The 23,833-nt window shown below is 68.3% G+C and carries 17 protein-coding genes and 1 tRNA gene; 5 read left to right on the top strand and 13 right to left on the bottom strand.

Annotation, left to right across the window (positions count from 1 at the left end):
- Positions 1 to 249: 249 nt before the first annotated feature.
- Positions 250 to 2,640, bottom strand: a complete 2,391-nt coding sequence (locus tag BMX57_RS06485; RefSeq protein ID WP_092363881.1) for a YbcC family protein — start codon at positions 2,638 to 2,640, stop codon at positions 250 to 252.
- Positions 2,641 to 2,672: 32 nt separating this feature from the next.
- The gene (locus tag BMX57_RS06480) at positions 2,673 to 4,220 is read right to left on the bottom strand and encodes a proton-conducting transporter transmembrane domain-containing protein (RefSeq protein ID WP_092363878.1); all 1,548 of its coding nucleotides are present in this window, start codon (positions 4,218 to 4,220) and stop codon (positions 2,673 to 2,675) included.
- 103 nt (positions 4,221 to 4,323) lie between these two features.
- On the opposite strand from BMX57_RS06480, the gene BMX57_RS06475 reads away from it, so the two are divergent.
- The gene (locus tag BMX57_RS06475; RefSeq protein WP_092363876.1) at positions 4,324 to 5,229 is read left to right on the top strand and encodes a LysR family transcriptional regulator; all 906 of its coding nucleotides are present in this window, start codon (positions 4,324 to 4,326) and stop codon (positions 5,227 to 5,229) included.
- On the opposite strand, the gene BMX57_RS06470 is transcribed toward BMX57_RS06475, so the two are convergent.
- The 8 genes from BMX57_RS06470 to BMX57_RS06435 form a co-directional block, all read right to left on the bottom strand.
- Positions 5,213 to 6,490: a BatD family protein gene (locus tag BMX57_RS06470; protein WP_092363873.1), complete on the bottom strand. Its 1,278-nt coding sequence runs from the start codon at positions 6,488 to 6,490 to the stop codon at positions 5,213 to 5,215. The genes BMX57_RS06475 and BMX57_RS06470 overlap by 17 nt on opposite strands.
- Positions 6,487 to 8,052, bottom strand: coding sequence for a VWA domain-containing protein (locus tag BMX57_RS06465; RefSeq protein WP_092363870.1), 1,566 nt, complete (start codon positions 8,050 to 8,052; stop codon positions 6,487 to 6,489). The genes BMX57_RS06470 and BMX57_RS06465 overlap by 4 nt, the downstream gene beginning before the upstream one ends.
- Entirely contained in the window at positions 8,049 to 9,068 is a 1,020-nt protein-coding gene (locus tag BMX57_RS06460) for a VWA domain-containing protein (protein ID WP_092363867.1), read from the bottom strand. The genes BMX57_RS06465 and BMX57_RS06460 overlap by 4 nt, the downstream gene beginning before the upstream one ends.
- Entirely contained in the window at positions 9,065 to 9,577 is a 513-nt protein-coding gene (locus tag BMX57_RS06455) for a DUF4381 domain-containing protein (protein WP_177175404.1), read from the bottom strand. The genes BMX57_RS06460 and BMX57_RS06455 overlap by 4 nt, the downstream gene beginning before the upstream one ends.
- Positions 9,574 to 10,551 (bottom strand): DUF58 domain-containing protein, encoded by a 978-nt coding sequence (locus BMX57_RS06450; protein WP_092363864.1) that lies wholly within the window; start codon positions 10,549 to 10,551, stop codon positions 9,574 to 9,576. Before BMX57_RS06450 ends, BMX57_RS06455 begins: the two co-directional genes overlap by 4 nt.
- Positions 10,552 to 10,561: 10 nt before the next feature.
- Positions 10,562 to 11,563 (bottom strand): AAA family ATPase, encoded by a 1,002-nt coding sequence (locus tag BMX57_RS06445; RefSeq protein WP_092363861.1) that lies wholly within the window; start codon positions 11,561 to 11,563, stop codon positions 10,562 to 10,564.
- Between the two features lie 46 nt (positions 11,564 to 11,609).
- Positions 11,610 to 12,578 carry an HAD family hydrolase gene (locus BMX57_RS06440; RefSeq protein WP_092363858.1) on the bottom strand — a complete coding sequence of 323 codons (969 nt, stop codon included), beginning with the start codon at positions 12,576 to 12,578 and terminating at the stop codon, positions 11,610 to 11,612.
- 145 nt (positions 12,579 to 12,723) lie between these two features.
- Complete coding sequence (locus tag BMX57_RS06435; protein ID WP_092363855.1) at positions 12,724 to 14,307, bottom strand: arylsulfatase; 1,584 nt, start codon at positions 14,305 to 14,307, stop codon at positions 12,724 to 12,726.
- Positions 14,308 to 14,460: 153 nt separating this feature from the next.
- Between BMX57_RS06435 and BMX57_RS06430 the strand changes: the two genes are divergently transcribed.
- A complete protein-coding gene (locus BMX57_RS06430) occupies positions 14,461 to 15,447 on the top strand; it encodes an AraC family transcriptional regulator (RefSeq protein WP_177175403.1) in 987 nt (328 codons plus the stop codon).
- 20 nt (positions 15,448 to 15,467) lie between these two features.
- On the opposite strand, the gene BMX57_RS06425 is transcribed toward BMX57_RS06430, so the two are convergent.
- Complete coding sequence (locus BMX57_RS06425; RefSeq protein ID WP_092363849.1) at positions 15,468 to 16,220, bottom strand: CpXC domain-containing protein; 753 nt, start codon at positions 16,218 to 16,220, stop codon at positions 15,468 to 15,470.
- 24 nt (positions 16,221 to 16,244) lie between these two features.
- Entirely contained in the window at positions 16,245 to 21,800 is a 5,556-nt protein-coding gene (locus BMX57_RS20630; protein WP_177175402.1) for a hypothetical protein, read from the bottom strand.
- A gap of 178 nt (positions 21,801 to 21,978) precedes the next feature.
- Here BMX57_RS20630 and BMX57_RS20625 point away from each other — a divergent pair, with 178 nt between their 5' ends.
- On the top strand, positions 21,979 to 22,431 hold the full coding sequence (locus BMX57_RS20625) for an META domain-containing protein (protein WP_177175401.1): 453 nt from the start codon (positions 21,979 to 21,981) through the stop codon (positions 22,429 to 22,431).
- 13 nt (positions 22,432 to 22,444) lie between these two features.
- On the opposite strand, the gene BMX57_RS06415 is transcribed toward BMX57_RS20625, so the two are convergent.
- Entirely contained in the window at positions 22,445 to 22,753 is a 309-nt protein-coding gene (locus BMX57_RS06415) for a hypothetical protein (protein WP_143057888.1), read from the bottom strand.
- Between the two features lie 21 nt (positions 22,754 to 22,774).
- Between BMX57_RS06415 and BMX57_RS06410 the strand changes: the two genes are divergently transcribed.
- Both BMX57_RS06410 and BMX57_RS06405 read left to right on the top strand, forming a co-directional pair.
- Positions 22,775 to 23,689 (top strand): hypothetical protein, encoded by a 915-nt coding sequence (locus BMX57_RS06410; RefSeq protein ID WP_143057887.1) that lies wholly within the window; start codon positions 22,775 to 22,777, stop codon positions 23,687 to 23,689.
- A 68-nt stretch (positions 23,690 to 23,757) separates the two neighbouring features.
- Positions 23,758 to 23,831, top strand: a tRNA-Gly gene (locus tag BMX57_RS06405).
- Positions 23,832 to 23,833 lie beyond the last annotated feature (2 nt).

The raw sequence follows: 23,833 nt of genomic DNA, 5'->3' as shown, positions 1-23,833 counted from the left end.
ATTGCGCGGGACCAGGGTGTGGCGCGGCCTCGGGACCTCGCGGGCGTCTCCCGCGCTGTCCGGCCTTTGCGTCAAGAACCCTGCGTGAGTGGGAACTGGAGGTATGGTTTTGCGCTGGTGCGCCCCGGACCGGGGCGCGGCATGCTCACGCGGCTGCGCAGCGTCCAGCCCGATGTGGGCCATCCCTGCCCCGGTGTCAAGCCTTGCTTTGCAGCTGCAGCATGCCACCGCCCGTGCCTTTGGCTCGCATCACGCCGCGCGGCGCTGCGGCCCGGCCACGGGTTCCCAGCGCAGGCCCGGACGATAGCGCGCGCTCACCCGGCCGCTTTCGAGCGCGAGCAGGTGCAGCCATCCATTGTCGAACAGCGCCCGCACCCCGTCGTGGCGCGACAGGATCCCGGTGATCGCCTCGGTCGGCGCCTCGACCATCACGGTCAGACGCAGCGGGTCGTGCATCAGGCGTTCGCCGTCATGCACCGACTGCCACGGCAACCCGGCGCGCAGCTTTCCGCCGTTGCCCTGCACCACCCCGATGCCGCCCACCACGTTGTGGATCAGCTTGTTGCCCGACCCGAACAGCGCCGGCGCCGTGGCCGAGCCGTAATATTGCAGGCTGATCCAGCTGGCGACCACCACCGGCGCGGTCAGGATCAGCTCCAGCACCGAGAAATCCCGGTCCGCTCGCCAGTCATAGGAATGCAGGAAGGTCCGCCCGCCCAGATCCTCCCCCGCCGTCGCCGCGCGCGGGGCACAGATGAAGGCGGCGCAACCGGCCAGCCCCCATTCCGGCCGCAGCTCGGCCCAGTCGCTGGCCCGCGCCTCGACCGTCCGCGACGCGCCGCGCGGCAACCGCGCCCGACGCTCGGCCCGGGCCAGCGCGGCGGCCTGGTCCAGCCAGGACCGCGCCTGCGCCAGATCGGCCCGGTGCGTCAGGGCAGGATCGTCGGGATAGAGCGTGACGGCATCCGTCGTCGTGTCATGTAACCCGGCCAAAAACACCGTGTCCGCGGGCAGATCGATGCCATGCGCCGGCAGCCCCTGCCGCGTCTCGGGATCGTTGAGCAACCGTGCCAGAAGGCGCGCCGACACCTCGCCGGTATGCCCACCGCAGGCGCCGCAGTGATAGGCGCTCTCATGCGGGTTGTTGGTCACATTGGCGCCATGCCCCAGCAGCAGCACCAGCCGGGCATGCCCCTGCCGCATCGACATCGCGCCCAGAACCGCCGCGGCGGTCTCGGCCTTCTGCGCGGGCGTCAGGGCCTCGCGGAACCGTGACGGCGGGCTCTCGCGCCGCGCCGGCGCGGCCAGCCCCAGAGCGTCGCGCACCAGCTTGCCGGCATAGAGCGGCCCCGCCGCCTCGACAAAGGCAAAGGACGACACCGCCGCCTGCCGGAACCGACCCCAGGCCCGGCGGGCCCGCGCGCCGATCCTGAGCGCGGTCTCGCTGGCCGGGTCGCCCTGCGAGGTCGTGTGCAGCCCGGGCGTTAGCAGGACCGGCAGATGAGCCTCCTCGACATCCGAGGCCTGCGGCGCGTGCGACACCGGCAGGCCGAAGAAGCCGGCAAAGCCCACGGTCTCGATCCCGCCATCGACGCTTTCCAGCGCCCGGCGGAACACCTCGGAGCGCACGTCGATGCAGAACGCACCCTGAAGCGCCGGGCGTGGCGCGTCCGCCTGGGCGTCGACCCCCGGCAGTGCGTCGGCCAACCAGCGCTGATACGCCCGCTCGGCGGCCTCCTGCAGGATCGCGTCGATCACAAGCTCGCGGCCGGGCGCCATCGGTTCCGCGCAGGCGGCCAGCACCTCGTTCCAGCGGCCTGAGATCCGGTCGCCGCAGTGTTCGAACAGCGCCTCTTCCCAGACCAGCCGGATCGCCAGCAGATCCATGAGGCTGGCATCGGTGTCGCCTGCAAGCTCGGCCTGCCACAGCAGCCAGCGGGCATGCTGCGCCCAGCCGCCCAGATCCAGCAACAGCCGGTGAAACAGCGCCTCCGCCGCCTCCCCGGACAAGCCGAGCGTCCCGGCGGCGCGCAGGATTGCGCGCTCCGACGTGTCGGGACAGGCGGCGACATGCGCCGCGAACCCGTCCAGCCCGGCCAGTTCCGGGGTAAGGTCATGCGTGGCCCATTCCCGCCAGGCGGCAAAGGCGTCCCGCCCCGGCGCCGGGGTCCACAGGGCCTGCCCGCGGTCGAAATGGCCCGCCGCCCACAGTCCCACGCTGCGCGCCAGGATCGCCGGCCAGTCGGTACCGGTGACCTCGGCCGCCAGATCGGCCACGCAGGGAAGCGCCTCGGGCGTGACACTCGGCGCATCCAGCGCGGCCTTCAACGCAGCCAGCCTCTCCGGCCGGTCAGCTGCCGCGCAGGCCTCGAGCGCGTCGGCCAAGTCGGAATCGGTGATCTCGCCCGCGGCGATCCGGGCGGCATAATCCGCGCGGTCGCGCAGGATGCGCACCCCGCCGACACGGCCCAGGCGGGCTGCGGCACTGGCCAGGTCCTCGTCGGTCTGCCCCAGGAAGGGGTTGACCGCCACGGTGGCCTCGAGCGGAAAGGCCGGCGGCACCCGGCGCAGCGCCGCCTCGGCGGCGGTCAGGATGGCCGAGCGTTGCGGCGGCGCGATCTGGATGGTTGTGTCGGTCATGGTGAGGCCCTCCCGGGGTCGGTCAAACAGGGTCAAAGGGATTTCGGCCCGCGGAAGCCGCCGATCAGCCGGTCGAGTACGGCGTTGGCATAAAGGCCATTTGCCAGATGGACCCGCAGTCCGGCCGAGGCCGGATGATGCGCCCAATGGGGAAACAGGCTCTGCGCCACGGCAACGGCGCCGAACGAGCCCAGCGTCAGCACGACCAGCGCGGTTTCCAGCGGGCCCGGCGCGGGTGCTGTGGGCAGCGTTGCGCCGAAGGCCCAGCCGGCCAGCCCGTGAAACCCGAAATAGGCCAGCGCCGCCGCGGTCGAAGCCACCGCCGTGCGCCGCGTCAGGGCCGCCGGCGCCGCATCCGCCAGCCCCTGCGCCACCAGATAGGCCACCCCGAAGATCAGGATCGCACCCAGCGCCAGCGCCTGCGGGGTCTTGGGTCCGAACGCGGCCCAGAAACCAGTCGCCACCCCGGCATAGAGCACGATGGCCAGAACGAAGGCCCGCGCCACCGCCTGCAGCCCCGGCACCGCGACCGGGCCCGGCCGGCGGGTCTCCAGCACCGCGCGCACGGCCGATCCCGACGACAGGAAGCTGTGCGCCTTGTAGAGCGAATGGGCCACGATATGCAGCAGCGCCAGCGCCCAGAGCCCCAGCCCGCATTGCAGCAGCATGAAGCCCATCTGCGCCACCGTGGACCAGGCCAGCCCGGTCTTGACCGCGCTCTGCGTCAGCATCACCAGCGCCCCGAACAGCGCGGTGAACCCGCCCGCCAACACCAGCACCGCCATTGCCCCCGGAGCAGTCTGCACCAGGTCGGCCATGCGGATCAGCACGAAACCGCCCGCGTTGATGATGCCCGCGTGCAGCAGCGCGGAGACCGGCGTCGGCGCCTCCATGACCTCGGTCAGCCAGCCATGCAGGGGAAAGGCCGCGGTCTTGAGCAGCGCGGCCAGAACGATGAGCGCAATTGCTCCGCCTGCTGTCCGCCTCAAGGGCGCGCCCGAAGCGACTGAAAGACCGCCGAAATCCAGCGTTCCGAACGCTGCCCAGACCAGCACCGCCGCGCCCAGCAGCGCCAGATCGCCCGCCGCCCAGACCAGGCGGAACTTGGCGGCGGCCCGGCGCGCCTCGGCCCGGTCGGCATAGAACAGCAGCAACCGCCGCAGACCCGCACCGACGGCCACGAAGGCCAGGATCATTGTCGCCAGCCCGCCGCTTTGCACCAGCACCAGAACGGCGGCAATGGTGGCCAGCATCAGCCCGTGGAACAACCCTTCGCGATCCTCGCCATCCAGATAGCTGCGCGAGAAGCGCAGCACGATCCAGCCGACGAAACCCACCAGCAGCGTCATGACCGCCGACACCGCGTCCAGCCGCAGCAACAGGCCCAGCGAGGCCGGCCCGAATGTCAGCGCAGTACCGCCACCCAGCAGGAGCTGAACCACACCGCCCGCGGCCAGCAGCAGGGTCAAAAGGCCGGCCGCTTCCGACAGGCGCGGCAGCGGATCCGGGCGGCGGCCCGGCATCCGGATGGACAGTGCGGCGATCAGCAACAGGGGCAGCGGGGCAAAAACCGTGAGCATGTTCGGGACTCCAAAAGACCTGCGTCGGGCCGTGGTTAGCACTTGGCAAAACGGTAAAAAATGTCATATTTTGCGGATATCCATTCTGTTTCATGAAACATTCATGCCGCTCAACCTGCATCACCTCCGTCTTTTTCACGCGGTCGCCCATGACGGCACGCTGACCGGCGCGGCGCGGCGGCTGAATCTCTCGGCCTCGGCCCTCTCGGCGCAGATCAAGGCGCTGGAGGCCGATATCGGCCATCCCCTGTTCGAGCGCATCGGGCGCGGGCTGGCGCTGACCGAGGCCGGGCGCATCGCGCTCGATCATGCCGATTCGATCTTTCGCACGGCCGAGGACCTGTCCTCGCTCTTGCGTGAGAACCGCCACGCGGCACGGGCGTTGCGGGTCGGGGCGCTGGCCACGCTTTCGCGCAACTTCCAGCTTCAGTTCCTCCGGCCGTTGCTGGGGCGCGATGATGTCGAGGTGGTCTTGCGTTCGGGCAGCCAGGCGCAGCTTCTGCTGGGGCTCGAAACGATGGCGCATGACGTTGTTCTGACCAACCTGACGCCGCCCAGCGATGCCGCCTCGCGCTTTCTGCTGCACCGGATCGCCGAACAACCGGTCAGCCTGATCGGGCGCCCGGGGCGCGGCAAGGCCAGCGCCCCGCTGGTCGAGCTGCTGGCGACCCAGCCGCTGATCCTGCCGACGCCGGAGACCGCGATGCGCGCCGAGTTCGACGCGCTCGTCCAGCGCCTGGGCGTGACGCCGATGATCGCGGCCGAGGCCGACGACATGGCGATGATCCGGCTGCTGGCGCGCGAGGATGCGGGTCTGGCCGTGGTGCCGCCCATCGTCGTGCGCGACGAGCTGCGCTCGGGCCTGCTGATCGAGATGCGCCCGCTGCCGGACATGACCGAGGTGTTCTATGCCGTCACCTTCGCCCGACGCTTTCCCAACCCGTTGCTCGCCGAGGTGCTGACCCAGCCGTCGCCCGAGACGGCGACGGGTGTCAGCCGGTCGGGTTGAGCGGCGGCAGCGCCTGGCCGGGATCTCGTTGGCTCCGGTCCCTTCGCGCCGCGCGCAGCGCCTTGTCCAGATCGGCCCAGGCCGCGCTGTCCTCACGCGACCCGCCCGCCGGGCCATAGCGAGCGGCCCCAAGTGCAAGCAGCGCCGCCTGCACCGAAGCATCCCGGCGCGGGTCACGGTCCGGAACGCGCCCGGCCCACAGATCCAGAGCGGGGTGCAGCGCAACCCGGTCACGTTTGGATACCGCATGGTGCAGCAGACCCCAGGCATGGCGTTCCGATGCCAGCGCGCGGGCTCGCCTTGCGGCAATCACCCGCCGCAGCGGCGGCAACACCCGACGCAACCCCCAGGCCCCGGCCAGTGCCACGACAAGCGCCCCAAGTCCCACAGCCGCCCACAGCCGCCAGTCGCGCGGCTCGGCCGAGACCGGCGGCGGTCCTGCGACCTGAACCTCAACCGCCTCGGCCACGGCGGTCTCGACCTGGCCCGTCTCGGTGTTGAACCAGTCGACCGAAAGCGCCGGCAGGATCCCACCGCCGCCGCCCTCGGCTACATAAGTCACCGTCTCGATCCGGGTGCCGCCGGGAACGCCACGATCATCGGTATCGCTCAGCACCGGATCCTCGGGATAGGCGGCCAGCCCCGGCAGGTCCGCCGGCGCCAGCAGCTGCGGCAGGACCATCGGCGGCGCGCCGTGCAGCTGGGCCGTCACCATGCGGGTGAAACTGTCGCCCGCCGCCATCGCCGCCGGATCGCCGTCGATCGCCTGCGTCAGGCTGAGCTCGGTCGCGGCGATGAACGGGTCCAGACCCTCGGCCCCCTCGGGCACGGTGCCGGTGAATTCGAACGGATCGGTTGTCAGCGTGACCTTGACCGGCGTGTCGGTCGCCGGGTCGCTCCAGGTCACGATCACCTCCTGCGGCGGCAGGGTGAATTGGCCCGCCACCAGCGGCGAGATCCGATAGTGACGGCTGACCCCCGACCAGGTCTCGCTCCCGATCCGCTCCGAGACCGGCCCGGTCGACCGTTCCGGCAGGCGCACCATCAGGTTCGGCGCATCGAAGTTGGGCCAGACCGGCGGCGACGGCAGGAAGGTCGGCACAAGGACCGTCAGGCGCAGGCTGAGCGGCTGGCCGGGGATCGTTTCGGTCTCGGGGAAGTCCATGCGCAGCAGCGGGGCCTGCGCCGGCGCATCCTGGGCCGAGACCATCCCCGCAAGGCAGATCAGGAACGCGGCGACAAGGGCGCGGATCCGGATCATTCGCCGGCCTCCGGGGCGGTTTCCGCACCGTCCTCGGCGTCCGAGGCCGCCGAGTCCTCCAGCGCGAAACGCAGGCGCAGGAAGTCGGCGGTCTGCGTCTCGACCGTGCTCATCCACTGATCGGCGGTCAGCAGGCCGGCCCCGTCGCCCTCGGGTTCGGCGTCGATCTCGGTCTCGACCCCACGCTCCGCCTCGTTGTCGAACACCACCTCGTCGGCCCCGGCGCCCCGCTCCTCGCCGGTGTCGGATTGCTCGCGCACATCCTCGATATAGTCGACGATGCGTTGCGCCTGCGCCAGGTTCTCGGCCGCGCCCGGATAGTTCGGGTCGCGCTCCAGCGCCGTCTCGAAACTGCGCACGCCGTCGCGATAGGCGCGCGACTTGATGTTGGCCATGCCCTGGATGAACGCGGTCTGCGCGGTCTCGACCCGGTCCAGCACCGTGACCGCCTCCTCATACTGGCCGTCGCGATAGAGCGCGTAGCCGCGCCAGAGCGGATCGGCGAAGAGCTCGGCCGCCCGGTCGAAGTCGCGCCGCTCATAGGCCAGCCGCCCCTGCTGGTCCGGTGTCAGGAACCAGTCGGCCATGCCCTCGGCCCGCGCCGGTCCCGGGGCCGCGCCGAGACCGGTGACCAATCCGGCGAAAACCACCCACCGCATCGTCCAGCCACGCCGGAACCACAGCAGAAGCAGGAGCGCTGCGGGCCAGGCCAGCCAATGCGCGCGGTCCTCCCAGGGCTGGTCGGCATCGTCAAGCTGCGCGCGCCGGTAGGCCGCGTTCAGCAATCCGTCGATCCGGCGGATGTCGGCGCCGTCCGGCGTGACCGCCACCACCGGCACGCTCAGCGTGTCCAGCCCTCGGTCGCGGCTGTCGCCGGGACGCATGGCCAGGACCGCAACCGGCGCCGCAGACGCGTCGAGCGCGGGGGCATCCGCAGGCTCCAGGCCGTCGGTGACGAACAGGATGCCGCCGGGCGCGTCCTCGTCGGCCAGCAGCTGCTGGGCCAGGGCCAGAGCGGGACCGGCGGCGGATCCCTCGCGCGGCATCACCTCGGGCGAAAGCCCTTGCAGGTAGGGCACCATGACCAAGGGATCCTCGGTCATCGGCAGCACCACATGGGCGCTGCCGGAATAGGCCACCAGGGCCGTGCGCGCACCGGCGCGCAGCTCCAGGAAGTCGCGGATCTTCTGCTTGCCGCGCTCCAGCCGCGAGGGCGCGATGTCGCTCTCCTGCATCGACGGGGTCACCGCCAGGATCAGAACCGCCGGCGCGGATTGCGCGGCGAAGGGATCGGGTTGCCGCGACCAGGTCGGTCCGGCCGCCCCCAGCGCGGCCAGCATCAGGGTCAGCGCCACACCGTCGATCGGCAGGATCCGCCCGGCCCCCGTCTGCCCCACGGTAAGCGCCGCGCGCAGATGCGGCGCGATGCGGGACGGGGCCATGTCCTGCCGCCGCGCGCCACGGCGCACCGACCACCACAAGAGCGCGATGACCGGAAATACCGTCAACCAGACCGGCCGCAGGAAATGGAAAGCCTCGAGATAGAGCCAGGCCCCGCTCATGTCGGCGCCTCCGCATCCCGCAAAGCGCCCGGATGCGCCCGCCCGCGCCGCCGCGCGGCCAGATGCATCCCGGCCAGCGTACCGGTGCCGATGACCAGCGCCAGGGCCAGCGCAACCCAGGACAGGCTGCGCCGGGGCCGGTACGAGACGGTTTCGACCTCGCGCGGGGCCAGCGCGTCGATCCGGTTGTAGACTTCCTGCAAGGCGCCCTCGTCCTCGGCGAAGAAGAACGCCCCGCCGGTGCGGCCGGCCAGCGCCTGAAGTGTGGCCGTGTCCACCCGGTCCTCGCCCACGGCCTCGGGGTCGCCGACCGCGATGGCATGGATCTCGACACCGCGATCCGCCGCGATCTCGGCCGCGTTCACCGGGCTCATGCGGCTTGCGGTGTCGCTGCCATCCGACAGCAGGATCAGCAGCCGCTGCTCGATCTCGCTGGTCTCGAAGGTCCGGATCGCCAGGCCGATGGCATCGCCCAGGGCGGTGTGCGGCCCGGCCATGCCGACCTCGGTGCGCGCCAGCAGATCCACGATGGTGTCCAGGTCATCGGTCAGCGGGGCCTGCAGGTAAGCCGCCGAGCCGAAGACGATCAGGGCCATCCGGTCGCCGTCGCGCCCCGCGACAAAAGTGGAAACGACTTCGCGGACCCCGGCCAGGCGCTGCTTGCGCGTCCCGTCCGGCGCCTCGAAATCCTTCGTGTCCATGGATCCCGAGATGTCGATGGCCAGAACGACGTCGCGAGCGGCCCGTTCGACGGTGACCGGGCGGCCCAGCCGTTCGGGACGCGCCAGGGACAGGACCACGAGCCCCCAGCACAGCATGGCCGCGATGGTGGCCACGCGCGGTCGGATGCGCACCACCGCGCCGGGCCGTGGCGTGACACCCGCCACCTCGGTCACGCGCCGGAAGAAGGGAAAGCGCAGCGCCGCCTGCCGCTCGCGATGCGGCGGCACGAAGCGCCAGACCAGAAGCGGAAGCGGCAGCAGCAGGAGAAGCCAGGGGGATGCCAGCGAGATCATCGCGCGCCCTCCCCGGCGGTTCGGGAATGGCCGCGCAGCCAGGCGGCGGCCGCGTCCCGGAGCGCCGTCGAGGGCGCGGCGGTCTCGGCCCGATAGGGTGCGGACCGCAGTTCGGCCCCCGCAGCGGCGGGAAATCCCTCGCGCCCGGTGCGCTCGAGAAAGGTTAGCCATGCGGATCCGGTCAGCCCCGCCACCTCGCCGCGCGGATAGGCGGCAAGGGCGGCGCGGCGCAGGATCGTGGCGATCTCGGCCGCGGTCTGCGCCGTCTCGACACGTGCCAACGCATCCCGCCGATAGGCATTGGCCCGGCGGCGGGCGATCCAACGGTGGACCAGCCAACCGGCCAGCACGACGACCAGCAGCGCCAGCACGAGCCAGCCCCCGGTCTGCGGCGTCAGCGGCACCGGCGCGGGCTCCGGCGGATCGATCAGCGCCCCGATCAGGTCGACCAGGTTCTCGGGCATGGCGGCGCCCTCGTCCGCCGTCGTCTGGGCCGCCGCGCCGCTCATCGCGGGCCCAGCCCCATCAGGCGGCGCAGTTGCGGCAGCGTCTCCTCGCCCGCCGACAGCGGCAGCACCGGCACGCCGAAGCGGCGCTGCCAGTCCAGCACCTCTGCCAGCCGTCCCTGGGCAAAGGCCGAAAGGTCGCGCCGGACAGCCGCATCGCCCGTGTCGATCTCGGCCTGCAAGCTGCCGTCGGACACCACCATGCGCAGATCCGCGGGCACCGCGCCGGCCATCGGGTCGGTCACCGGCACCAGCACCAGGTCGTTGCGCCGCGCCAGGCCCGACACGATCCGGTCGGTGCCCGGCCCGATCCCGTCGAAATCGCTCAGCACGATCACCAGGTGGTCGCGCGGCGCGATTCGGGCGACCGCGCGCAGGACGCGGTCGAGGCCAATGGGCGCGACATCGGGCGCATCGGCGCGCAGCAACCCGTTGGCCCGGACCAGCGTGGCGAGGAACCGGTGCAGCGCGGCACGGCTGCGCTGCGGGCGGATCTCGGCCAGCACCTCCTCACCGATCACCAGCCCGCCGACCCGGTCGCCCTGGTCGAGGATGCGGAATGCGGCCAGTGCCGCGGCCTCGGCGGCGGTGACCGATTTCATGTTCAGGACCGAGCCGAAGAACATGCTCATGCGCTGGTCCACGACGATCAGGGCGGGCCGGTCCCGCTCTTCGGTCATCACCCGCACATGCGGCGTGCCGGTGCGCGCCGTGACCTTCCAGTCGATGGCGCGAATGTCGTCGCCGGGCAGATAGTCGCGCAACTCCTCGAAATTCAGCCCCCGCCCCCGCAGCCGCGAGGCGTGCCGCCCGTTCAGGACCGAGCGCGCCGGTTGCCGCGGCAGGAAGCTGAGCGCGCGCGCCCGCCCCTCCAGACCCCGCAGATGCGCCAGATCGACCCGCACGCGCGGATCCGGACCCGCCTCTGGCAGGCCTGGCAGGGTGCCGGTCCGGGTTCTGGCAGCGCGGTCGCGCATGGGCGGCTCCTCAGGGCAAGGCGACCTGGCGCAGGATCTCGGCCACCACGGCATCCGGTGTGACCGCCTCGCCCTGCGCCTCGTAGCTCAGGCCCAGCCGGTGACGCAGCACATCCGGCGCGATGGCGCGCACATCCTCGGGATCGACATAGTCGCGGCCGTTCAGCCAGGCATGGGTCCGCCCGCAGCGATCCAGCGCCAGCGAGGCGCGCGGCGAGGCGCCGACCTCGATCCAGCGCTTGAGGTCGTCGCCGAACCCCTCCGGCATCCGTGTGGCGCTGACGAGGTCGGCCATGTAGCGTTCGATCTCGGGCGAGACATGCAGGCCGGCGATCTCGCGCCGGGCGGCGAACACCGCCGCTTGCGAAACCGGCGCCGGGGTGTCGGCCGGCGCCGTGCCCGGCCAGGCCTGCGCGGCGGTCTCTTCCGCGCGCACCAGGCGGATCACCTCGACCTCGTCCTCGACCGGGGGATAGGTGATGTTCACATGCATCAGGAACCGGTCCATCTGCGCCTCGGGCAGCGGATAGGTGCCTTCCTGCTCGATCGGGTTCTGGGTCGCCATCACCATGAACAGCGGGTCCATCCTGTGCGTGGTGCCAGAAACCGTGACCTGCCGCTCCTCCATCGCCTCCAGGAGCGCCGCCTGCACCTTGGCCGGCGCGCGGTTGATCTCGTCGGCCAGGACGATGTTGGCAAAGATCGGCCCGGGCTCGAAACGGAACTCCGACCCCTCGCCGGACTGGTAGTAGACCTCGGTTCCGGTGACGTCCGAGGGCAACAGGTCGGGGGTGAACTGGATGCGCGAGAAATCGCATTCCAGGTTCCGGGCCAGCGCCTTGATCGCGCGGGTCTTGGCCAGCCCCGGCAGGCCCTCGACCAGCAGGTTGCCATTGGCCAGAAGACCGATCAGCAGCCGCTCGATCACGTCGCGCTGCCCGATGATGGCCTGGCCCATGCGGTCGCGCAGCGTGTCGATGGCCGCGCGGGTGTCCTGGGCGGATGCGTCCATGCGGTTCAGTCCTTTGCTTGCTTGCTTCGGGGCGTGTGTCGCCGGGTCACTCCGGCCAGACACGCGCCCAGTCCGCGGCCATGTCGATCAGCAGCCAGCCACGGGCCTCGGCCTCGTCCAGGCCACGCTCCAGCCCGCCGATATGGCTGTCGCGGTCATAGGCGTATTCGCGCTCGGCATCGGTGTGATGAACGATCAGCGCCAGCCGCGCGCCGTCGCCGGAAGTGGTCCATTCCAGCATCTGGAAATCGCCGTCCGAATTGCCGCCCGCCAGGATCGGGCGCTTGCCGATGTGATGGTTGATCGCCACCGGCTTGCCCTCCTTGTCGTCGATGAAGAACAGCGAGGGCATCTTCATGATCCGCGGCCCGTCGCCATCGGTCTTGTATTCCCCGGCCAGCGAGCTGCCGACGACCTGGTTGGGCGGGATGTTATAGGCGGCTTCCGAGAAGACGCGGATGAAGTCGATGCCGCCGCCCGAGACGATATAGGTGGAAAACCCCTCGTCGCGCAGATAGCGCAGCAATTCCAGCATCGGCTGATAGAGCATCTCGTCATAGGGCCGCCCGGTGTCGGGATGCCGCGCTGTGTCGAGCCAGGCGGCGACATCGGCCTTGAACTCCGACACGCTCATGCCGGAATGGGCCGCGGTCACGACCTCCACAAGACCCTCCTTGCCGGTGGCCACGAGTGCGGCCATGTCGCCCGCGGCGGCGGCCTTCATCGCGTCCGAGTCCAGGATCGACAGGTCGGCCTCGGCCATCCTGGCGACCTGGTCCACGGCATAGATCACCTGGAAATAGACCGGCTGCTCACCCCAGAGCGTGCCGTCATTGTCGAACGTGGCGATCCGGTCGGCCGGCCTTACGTAGTCGGGCGAGTCGGGGTCCGTGACCGCGTCGACGAAAGAGATGATGCGCGCCTTGGTGTCGGTGGCGTTCCACGACGGCAGCGGGTCGGCCAGGAGCGGCAGGGACAGGCAGGCGATGGCCGCAGATGACAAAAGAAGACGCATGTGAAACCTTTCATCCAGGAACCGGCTGTGCCGTGCACGGGTCCGGGGCTTGCGACCGGGCCCAGGGCGGTCTTCAAACAGGAAGGGCCGTGTGCCGGGCCCGCCCTCGGGCGGATCCGGCCATGTCTTGCAAGAGTGCCGGCGCCTACGGTGTGCCCGGCGGCGACGACAGCTTCTCCATCACCTTGTCGAGGCTGAAGGATGCCGCTTCCTGCCGCGGCGGGTATTCCTTGAACGTCTCCAGGAACTGCCCGACATAGGCCTGCGCGGGCACCAGCATATAGGCCCGGTCCAGCATCCAGTCATAATAGGTGTTGGAGGTCCTGTAGGCGCGTTCATAGGGATCGCGGCGCAGGTTGAAGATCAGCGGCGTCCGCAGGGGTGTCAGCGGCTCGATCCAGGCACGGAACGTGGCCCAGGCCTTCTGCTCAAGGAAGGTGATCTTCCAGTCGCCATAGCGCAACGCGGCCAGGTCTCCGTCATCGGTGAAATAGAAGATCTCCCTGCGCGGGCTTTCCTCGGTCTCGCCGGTCAGCAGCGGAAGGATGTTGTAGCCGTCCAGATGCACGCGATAGTCGCGGCCGCCGCCGACTTCGGCCACGGTGATCCCGTCCAGCAGATCCTCCTTGACGGTTTCATTTCCGGCCGCGGCCAGGAATGTGGGCAGCCAGTCCATGTGGTGCACGATCTCGTTGGTCACCGCGCCCTCAGGGATATTGCCGGGCCAGCGCACCATGGCGGGCACCCGCCATGCGCCTTCCCACTGGGTGTTCTTCTCGCCCCAGAACGGCGTCATGCCGGCATCCGGCCAGGTGTTCATGTGCGGACCGTTGTCGGTGGAATAGAATACAATCGTGTTGTCGGCGATACCCATCTCATCGAGCTTTTCGAGGAACTGGCCGATATGCATGTCGTGCTCGACCATGCCGTCGGCGTATTCGTCCTGGCCCGAGATGCCCCGCAACTCGTCCTTGACATGGGTGCGGAAGTGCATCCGGGTGCCCGACCACCAGACGAACCAGGGCGTGCCCTCGGCTTCCTTGCGGTCGATGAAGTCCAGCGCCGCGGCAACCGTCTCGTCATCCACGGTTTCCATGCGCTTCTTGGTCAGCGGGCCGGTATCCTCGATCTGGCCATCGGCCGACGACTTGATCACACCTCGCGGGCCGAAGCTCTCGCGGAACGTGCTGCCGTCCGGCAGCAGCAGATCGCCGGGGTAGTCCTCGTTCTCGGGCTCTTCCTCGGCGTTCAGGTGATAGAGATTGCCGAAGAACTCGTCGAACCCGTGATTGGTCGGCAGATGCTCGTCCCGGTCGCCCAGGTGGTTCTTGCCGAACTGGCCGGTGGCATAGCCTTCGGCCTTGAGCAGCCCGGCGATGGTCGGATCCTCGACCTGCATCCCCTCCTCGGCGCCCGGCAGGCCCACCTTGCTGAGCCCGGTGCGGAACACCGACTGTCCCATGATGAAGGACGAACGGCCGGCGGTGCAGGATTGCTCGCCGTAGTAATCGGTAAAGATCATGCCCTCGTCGGCGATGCGGTCGATATTGGGGGTGCGGTATCCCATCAGGCCCATCGTGTAGGCCGAGATGTTGGATTGACCGACGTCGTCACCCCAGATCACCAGGATGTTGGGTTTCTCCCCGCCCGAGGCGTCCTGTGCATAGCTCGCGCCCGCAATCGCGAGCGAGGCACAGGACGCGACGGACATCAAGATGTTCAGTCGCATGAATTGGCTCCCTGCTGTTTCGGCCGGTTCGCGGAAATGTCGCGCACCGGTCCGTGCCGGCGAAGTATCCCAAGAAACGCTTTAATCTCAAAATGGTATTGTCGGTCATTTCGCGCCAACTATAGTCTAGTCATGACTCAGACCGTCCTTCCCATGACCACGGCGACGGGTTTCGGCCCCCTGCCCGAGATCCTCGCCGACGCCTCCGGCGCACCGGCCGTGGGCCGGACCTTCCGGCGCGCGGGTCTGCCCGAGGCGCTGATCCATGACCGCCGCATGCGTCTGCCTCTCGAGGCGATGGTCGGGCTGTTCGCGCAGGGCGCCGAGATCGCGGGCGACCGGCTGCTGGGGCTGCGGGTCGGCCAGGCCATGAACCCGAGCGCATACGGGCTCTGGATCGAACATGCGATGGAGGCCGGCACCTTGCGGAGCGCGATCCGCAGGCTCTCATGGGGCGTCGGCCTGCACCAATCCGGCTCGGAGGTGCTGCTGACCCGCCTCCGGGGGCGCTGGATCTTCGGCTACCGCGTGCAGCGCTTTGCCAATGTGGATCCGCGGGCGCATATTGACCACGTTGTGCCGTCGATGCTCAAGATCGTCCGTCGCTTCGCCGGCGCGGCGTGGCGCCCGGGCTGGGTCGGCCTGCCCTATGCCGGCGACCCGGGCGCCGGCGCCCTGGCGCAGGCGATCGGTGCGGAGGTTCGGTTCGCCTGCCCGTATCTCATGATCCCGGTGTCCTCGGCCGTGCTGGACCGCGCGCGGCCGGTTGGCCCCGCTGCGCATGACGCGCGGCCTCTCACGCGGTCGGATGTGGTTGCCCATGCCGGGGTGCGGCCGTTCCATGCGGTCACGGCGGTCGAGGACTGCATTCAACTGGAACTCCTGGCCGGCCGCTGCGGGGTGGAAACGGTGGCGCAGCGGCTCGGCCTGTCGACCCGGTCGCTGCAGCGCACCCTGTCGCAGGAAGGCACGAGCTTCAGCGACATCCTGGACCGGATCCGGCGCGTCAAGGCGGCGGAGTTGCTGGCCTCACCGGACATGCGGGTCGGCAGCGTCGCGCTGGCACTGGGCTATTCCGACCCGTCGAACTTCACCCGCGCCTACAAGCGCTGGACCGGCACGGCGCCAACCGTGACCTGACCCGGCCGGAAGCCGGTGCCCTATTCCTCGTCGGCCTCTTCCAGAATCGCATCCACATCGGTCTCGGGCAGCGGCGGCGCGCCGCGCCCGCGCCCGACATAGAGCTTCTGCATGTCCACGAAAGGCCCGTCCGTCAGGTCCTCGCGCAGCGCGGCATAGGGTTCGGGATCGGAAGCGATGGTATCATAGGCGTAGCGTGCGACCAGAAACTCGTCGCCCGTGGATTCCTCGCTGTCCGACGCGATCCAGGCAAAGGCCAGGTCCGCGCCCATGTCGCCCACCAGCCGCAACTCGTTGCCGGGGCCGATCCGCGCGTTCTCCATGTTGCGCAGCATGTCCAGCTTGAGGATCTCCAGCGCCACGTCGTCGATGCCGGCCTCCCTGGTCAGGATCTTCTCGCGCACCGCCGGCCAGCCGAAGGTCAGGCGCACGGTCAGCCCGTCGCCGATCTCCTGCGCGGCTTTCGGCGCCTTGCTGCCATAGGAGGTCTCGAACACCTCCGACACCTGGTCCTCGACCTCCAGGTAGTCGGGCATCCGGCCGGCCGGCATGGCGGCGATCCACTGGCCGCGGCCCACGTCGAGATAGTTGAATTCGGGCTGCAGGCGGAATTCGGCCTCGCAGGCCTCGCACACCGTATCCTGGAAACTGTCGTTCAGGATATCGTCGCGCAGGTCCGGGCGGCGGTCGGCATTCACGCTGCCGACGGCCGGCATTGTGAATACCGCGTTGCAGGCCGGGCAGACCAGGTTGACGGGATGAAATAGCGACATGTCGTTTCCTTTCCGGTCTGCCGATCAGAGCTTTTCCAACCAGGACACCGCCGGATGCGCCGGCTTCAGCTTGCCCGAGTGGTAGGCCGCGTAGAGCTCGGCGAACCATTCGGCGGGCGCGCGGAACTGGTATCCGGTCATGCCCTTCTTGCGCGCGGCCAGCTGATAGCTGGTCCACTTGTTGCCATAGCTTTCCTGGTAGACCATGCCGCCGATGGCCAGCTTCTCGGCCGTGGCATTGGCCGTCCAGGGCTTGTTGCCGGTCTCGGTCAGCTTGGCCCAGGCCTCGAAGGCCACGCGCCGGCTGTCCCATTCCTCGTCCGAGCATTTCTCGGTCTCGGGCTTGGGCGGGACCGGCGGGCTGGCGTTGCGCGACAGGATCTGACCGATATAGGTCTCGTCATACTTGAAATGCGGCGCGACGGCCTTGGCGATCGTATGGGTGTCGCGCATGTGCATGGTCCAGCCGCCATAGGCGGCACCGCTGCCGTTCTTGTCCATGAACCCGTTCTTGTCGTCGACCGCATGGCCGACCTCGTGCAGCGTGTTCCACGAGAAGTATGTCACCTCCTCGTCATTGGCCGGCTCGCATTCGGGATCCGCACCGCCGACCTCGAAGTCGCGGCCGAACCCGTAGGATCCGCTGAGCGCCTCGTCGCCTTCGCGCATCACCACGTTCTTCTCGGTGCCGCTGTAATAGCTGCCGCTGCCGTCGGTCCTGTGGGTGAAGGTCCGCATGCTGTCATTGTCGACGACATGCTCCTTGGGCAGCTTGACCATGATGTCGTAGAAGCGCTTGAGCTCCTTGGCATCCTGCACCCCGCCCGAACCGGGCACGATCTGCGTGGTCGGCTTGTCCTTGGCGTCCGAGGCGGTATAGGTCTCCAGCTTGACGCCGAACCGTGCCTCGAAGGCGACCTCGATCACCTTGCGCTGCGCATCCGGCTCCAGCTGGTCGATCATCGCGTCCAGCTGGTCGTCCCCGCCCGGCCCCTCGAGCAGCTTGGCCACTTCGGCCGGCGTCGGCGGGTTGTTGGCCCGCATCTCGGCCAGCACCCAGGCCGCCTGGGCGATGGTCTGGCCCTCCTGCAGGCGCAGGATCGCGCCTTCGGGATCCTTGCCATCGACCTTCTGCTTGGCCTCGTCGAGCTTCTTGCGGAACGTGTCGATCGAGGGCTTGATCGCGTAGCGGTGATCGTGCTCCTCCAGCACCTTGAGCCGCGGCTTGACCTCGGGCTTGTCCCGCAGCGCGACATATTCGGCATGCTTGTCGGCCAGCACCTTGGCCGCCGCGCACCGCTCGTTCTGGGTGCGGATCCGGTTGCCCACCACATCTGGGCCGCTGGACGCCATGTCCTTCTCGATCGACTTCAGCTCGGCGTCGATGGCGTCGGTCTCGGGCTTGATATAGTCCTTTTCCGCATGGCTGGTGAGCGTGGCAAGCTCGGTCCGCGTCTCGGCGATGGCCGTGTTCACCATCTGCTGGCGACTGATCGAGACCTCGGCCCGCGTGCAGGCCTCCATCGCCTGTTTCAGCGCCTCCTGCGCACCCTTGGGCGTCGCCACCTTGGAGCCGGCGGTATCGAGCTGTTCGCGCGCGATCTTGAGGTCGTCCTTGGCCGCCGCCGCATCCTTGTCGGATTCCAGCTTCGCATAGAGCGCCTCGGCCTTCTTCAGCAGCTTCTCGTCGGGCGCCTCGTCCCCGAGGTCGGCCGCCTCGTCGGCGACCGCGCCGGCCTCGTTGGCGGTGGCAAGCGCCTTGTCGGCCTCGCCCGGGATGGTGTCGAGGCTGGCCTTGGCGCCGTCATAGTCGCCCTTGCCCGCAAGCGAGACTGCGCCGGTCAGCTTGCCGCGCAGGGCGTTGATCATCGGCAGGATGGCCGCGGCCTGCTTGTGGCCCTCCATCTCGGTGATCTTGGTCTGCGCCGCCTTCAGCGAGGTGTCATAGGCCGACCATTTGCGCGCCTTGTCGATCAGCGCGTCACAGTCGGCCGGCAGGGCCAGCATGATCTTCTCGGCCGGCAGGTTCTTTTCGTCATCCGACAGCGCCACGCCCTCGTCGTAACGCTTCTTGAGCGCCGCCGCCTCGGCCTTGATGTCGTCGTTGTCGACCAGCGGAACGGCGCGCACCTTCATCTCTGCCGCGGCGCGCGCGGTCTCGTACTTGGCGTGTTCGGCCTTGATGCGCTTGGCCGTGTCGATGGACCAGCCCAGCGTATAGACGGTCTTGCGGGCGGCGTCGTAATTGCCGGCCGCCAGCGCGTCTTCATACTTCTTCTTGCGGCTGGCCAACTCGTCCAGCTGGCTCTTCCACTTGTCCTTGTCGGCCCCCGTGACCTTGGCGATCTCGTCGGTATAGCGTTTCTTGTATTCCTTGATGATGGTCTTGACCGACTTGAGGTCCTTGGCGGTGTTGGCCGCCGCGGTCTTGGCGTCGGCCGCCAGCTTCGAGGCGGCCTTGAAATCCTCGGCCGCGACCTTGTTGTCGACCGCCGTGACCGCATCATCCAGCCGCTTGATCGTCGGCCCCATCAGCGCCGTCGCCCCGGCAACACCCGAGATGTTCGTCTTGGCGGTTGCGATTGCCGCCTTGTCGGTCTTGATCTGGTTCCACAGCGTCACGTCGACCGTGGCTTTCTCGGCGATGGCCCGGGCGCGCACCAGCTTGTCCTCGGCGCCCTTGAAATCGAAGGTGGGCGTCTTGGCCAGCGTCTCGGCATCCGAGATCAGCTTGTTGGCCTTGTCCAGCTGCGGCTTGATGCAGTTGTCATTGGCATTGTCGGTGGCGACCAGCCCCGCCGTCAGGGCCTTGGCCTCGGCCAGGTGTGTTGCACAGGGACCGGCGGCCATCGCCTTGGGCAGCGTCGCCTCGAGGATCGCGATCCCCGCATCCAGCGCCTTGCGCGCCTCGGCATAATCGGGTGGCGTATTGGTCTTTTCGTCGCGCGCCTTCTGCGCCTCGGCATCGGCGCGGGTCAGCTCGCCCGCGAAACTGCCGGTGGTGTCCTTGCCGGCGACATTGGCGCGCATGTCGTCATAGACCTTGATCGCCTTGTCGATATCCACCGCGATCTTGCCCAGGGCGCCATCATCCTTGAGCTTGTCCAGGTCGTCCTTGGCGTCGGCCGCGGCCTTGGCGGCGTTGGCGCGCTTCTCGGCCTCCTCGACGGTGGCCTTTGCGGTCTTGAACTCCTTGTTCTGCGACTGCTTCACGGCCTCGGCCATCATCGCCTCGGCCTGCGCCAGCGGATCCGCCGCGGCCGGCTTCTTCTTGAGCTCGGCGATGAGCTTGGCCACGTCGTCGCGCTTGGTGACATAGGCTTCGCACTCGTCGGCGGCAGTCTTGTAGGCCGGCCAGTCCGAACGCGTCCGTTCCAGGATCGCCGTGGCGGTGCTGAACTTGTTCGCCACAGCCTCGGCCTTGGCCTGGGTCAGGTCGCCGTCCATCGCCTGGAATTCCTCTTCGATTCCGGCTCGGCCCTTGTGCTTCTCGAACGCCTTGTGCTGGACGTCGAAATCCTTGAGCGCGGCCATGTAGGCCTTGTTCGCATCCATCTCCTTTTCAAGAAAGGACGGCACCGCAGCCGTGCCCGCCGCGACATTCGGCGGCTTGGAATAGACGATCCGACCAAGCTCCTGGAATTTGGCCAGCGACTTGCGGTGATCCTTGGTCTTCGAGACCTTGCCGTCGGAATACTGCTTCTTCCAGGCGTCGATCTTCTTCTGGAACGGCTTGCGCTCGTCGGCGGGACGCGCGTCGATCGTGGCGAAGGTGTTCTTCAGGGTGTTTTCCCACCATTTGTAGGAGCGGACCGTCCTTTCCATCCGCCGGAACTGGTCGACCAGCGGCGGGATCTCGTCCAGCTTCTTGACCGCGTCCGCAAACTTGTCCTTAGTGGCCAGCTTCTCGGCGCGGGCCAGCAGCTTCTTCATCGCCTTCTGGATCTTCTCGACCGGCTTCTCGCCGCTCATCGACGCGGTATGCGTGGTCACATCGCCCTGGCGCTGACCGTGGACGGAAGAGTAATGCGCGAAATCGTCGGCCAGCTTCTCGACCGCGTCGCATTTCTTGCCGAACCCGTCGATCGCCTTGTGGGCACCCTTGAAGTCCTGCTTGTCGGCCTTGGCAACCGCCTTGGCAACGATCGCGTCCAGCGCGGCGATCTTGGGCGCGATCTCGGCCGCCGCCTTGCGCTTGTGGCGCTTGATCGGGACCAGCATCACGTTTGCGATGTCGAGCGTCTTCTTCCACTCCTCCTTCTGCTGGCTCAGCGCCATGATCTCGGAGGCGAGCTTGCCCAGCACCTTCAGGGACGCGTTGATCTTCTTGACGTCGATCTTGGTCTCGTCGGCGCGCATCGGCTTGAGGATGGCATCAACCTTGGACTTGGCCTTTGTCCAGGCCGCCGGCTCGGTCTCGGCCGAGCCGGAGATGATCGCCATGTAATGCTTGATCAACTCGTCGATGTATTTCAGCTGTGCATCCGCGTGATCGAGCTTTTCCTTGTCGCCCGCATCCGCCCCCGGATCGGTCGGCGCGCCCGGCGCCTCGGCAGTCGTCTCGACGGCCTCGGCCTCGTCCACCGGCTCGGGCGCGGACGGCTCCGGCGCCTTTGTCGCGGTGTCGCCGCTCTCGCCGTCGCCATCCGGCGCGGCGGTCTTTCCCGTCGATCCGCTGCCACCGCCCGGCCCGGCCTCGACGCCCTCGGTCGCTTCTTCCTCGACCTCGGCATCCGCCATTTCGGCAGCACCGGCCTTGGCCTCCTGGATCAGCTTGACCAGCATCGACAGCGCCTTGAACCCGGCGGCATAGTCCGGCACGTCGGCATTAACCTTGTCATTGGCGAATTTCCAGACCACGGCGGCCTTGGCGGCGGGCGGCGACTTGATGGCTTCCACCTCCTTGACCAGGGGTTCGATCTTGGCGACCGAAGCCTCCCACTTCTTCTGGTCGCTCTGGGCCTGCTTGGCATTCTCCTCGGCCTCGACCAGGCGGCGGTCCAGTTCCTCCAGCGCCATCAGCCCGGCGCGGGGATCCTTGTCGCCGCGGCCCTGTGCCATCTGCCAGAGCTTGTCCAGATCTTCGCCGCCGGGCAGCTCGGCGGCCGACTTCATCCGGGCGGCCATCTCGTCACGGGCCTCTTCCCATTCGGCGACCACCGGATCCTCGGTCGTCTCGGGCCCGCCGGCGCCCTGGGTTTCGGCACCGGTGTCTTCGTCCTCGTCCTCGCCGTCGGATTCCAGCGCGCCGCCATCCTTGTCGAACACCTTGACCTTGTATTTCATCCCCGCCGCCTTGAGCATGTCGCGGGTTCGCTTGGCCAGGTTCGGAAGCGGGTCGGCAAAGCAGGTCAGATGCAGTTCCTTGCCCTCGACCTTCATCATGCCGCAGGTCACCTTGGGCGTCTCGCCCATCTTGCGGGCGTCGCGGATCATCGCCTCGGGCTTCTTGCTCTTGTGGCAGACGATCACCGTGCCCTCGGGCTTCTTGCCAAGGCACAACCCGAAGGCGAGCTCCTTCTTCTTGGCCAGAGTCAGATGGGCTTTCAATTCATCCTTGCGAGCGGAGTCCAGCGGCATGTCACTCTCCAGTATGTCCAAAAATGCAAATGGTGCCTCCGCAGAGGCTAATATTGCCTTCAATCATGACTCCATCACACCCCATCCGTCCAGCTTGGCGTTGCCTTTCGGCACCACATGGGCGCATTATGTTCGGGCGCGCGGGATGCGTTTTCGTTGGAACGAGAGGCGAGCAGCCATGGCCAGACTTCGGATCCTGCTGATTTTGGCGGCTTTTCTGCCGGTGTCCCTCGCCGTGGCCGGCAACCTGGGCAAGAACGGGATGGATGAGATGACGGGTGAAGAACTTGCCGCACAACTGTCGGGAAAGTGGATCATCACCGAAGTTGCGGATGCCGAGATCCCCTATGGCGCGATTCCGACTCTGGTTTTCGACCCAGAGGGCCTGGGCGGTTTCGCCGGGTGCAACCGGTTCGGGGTCGAGGCCAGCTATGGCGAAAATGGCGCGGTCGAGTTCGGGGATGCCGAGCTGACCGAGAAGGTCTGCGGGGTGGCCGCGATGAACCTGGAGAGCCAGATCGTCAACGCCCTGCAACTGATCGACGGGGTCCGGTTCGACGAGGGCACTCGCATCGCGCTGACCGCGTCGGGCGACGCGATGATCCGCGCGGAACGACCCAACGAAGACTGAGCCCGCCCGTATCTCAGAACGCGGGCGCAGACCCTGCGGCGCGGTCGGCCTCCAGCCAGCCCTGACCCGGCAGGAGCCGCACCATCCGGGCGACGGTCTCGGTCAGGTCCGGGGGGCCAGCCGCGCGTCGCCCTGTAGACGCGGTCGTCATGACCAAAGGCGCCGATCCAAGCGGAAACACGCTGACTTTTGACATGATCATCTCGGAAACGTAGGCTTCCCGCATGGCGAGATCATGCGCGTGACGGGTTTTTTCCGATTGATTGCCGGGTTCAGACCTCCGCCCCGGGGGCGGTTCTCGGCGCTTCTTCAAGTCGGGCATGCGCTGGGATCGCACAGCAGGTTGCGCGTTCTGCTCTTTGGCGCGGCGCTGTGCCCAACCGCCCCTGCCACCGCGCAGGAGGACGGTCGGGCGCTGGCCCAGAGGGCACTGGCCACCTATGGGCTGGTGGCCATCCCCAACCCCTCGACCACCTTCCTGACCTTCTCCCAGGTCGAGGATGCGCGCGCCACCTTGCGGTCGGGACAGATCGGCGGCGGGCTGAACCCGGCCGAGGGCCTGCCGCTCTACCTGGAAGGCTTTGCCGGCTATCAGCGCTACGCGCCCGAGTTCCTGCTCGACAGCGCCGCCCGGGACAGGGACATCGACGCCCGGTGGACGGCCGTCAGTTCCACCTTCGGTGTGGGTTGGGATGTCCCGATCAACGATACGTGGTTGGTCCGGCCCGTGCTGAACCTGTCGCTGGGCCGGATCTCGGCCGACGCCCAGCTTGGCATGGCGGCCCCGGCGGGGGATCCGGGCGGCACCTCCGAGTTCCTGACCAGCGGCGAGATCATCGCGGGCGGATATGGCGGATCGCTGATGCTGGTGCACAAGGACTATACCGAGGCCCGCGAGATCGACTTCTCGCTGCGCTACACCGACATGCGGTTCGTGACCCTGGACAGCTCACCGGATTTCAACCCGACCGCACAGGCCTCGGCCGTGACCGCCTGGGGCCGGCTCCGGATGCCGCTGGGCCACGTGCAGACGTGGGATTCGCCGGTCAGATCCGTCTATCAGGCCAGCCTGTCCGTGCTTCCCGGAGACCAGGGGGACGCGGTCGATCTCGATTGGCTGGGCCGCGTCGGCGCGGGGCTGGAAATCGGCACGCGGAATACCGGCATCGCCTATCTCTCGCGGGCCCGCCTGATGGTGTCCTATGCCTTCGGCGACGGCTATGACGGGTATTCCGTCGGGATCGGCATGAGTTTCTGACCGGACCGCGGCCGGCACGACAATTGCTGTTGAACAGGCCCGTGTCGTCGGATATCCAGTCTGTCGTTGCGGGTGTAGCTCAATGGTAGAGCAGGAGCTTCCCAAGCTTAAGACGAGGGTTCGATTCCCTTCACCCGCTCCAGT

This window comes from Cribrihabitans marinus (assembly GCF_900109035.1).
In the GTDB taxonomy this organism is placed as follows: domain Bacteria; phylum Pseudomonadota; class Alphaproteobacteria; order Rhodobacterales; family Rhodobacteraceae; genus Cribrihabitans; species Cribrihabitans marinus.
The sequence above is the reverse complement of the archived record's forward strand: the minus strand, read 5'-3'. Positions and strand labels throughout refer to the sequence as shown.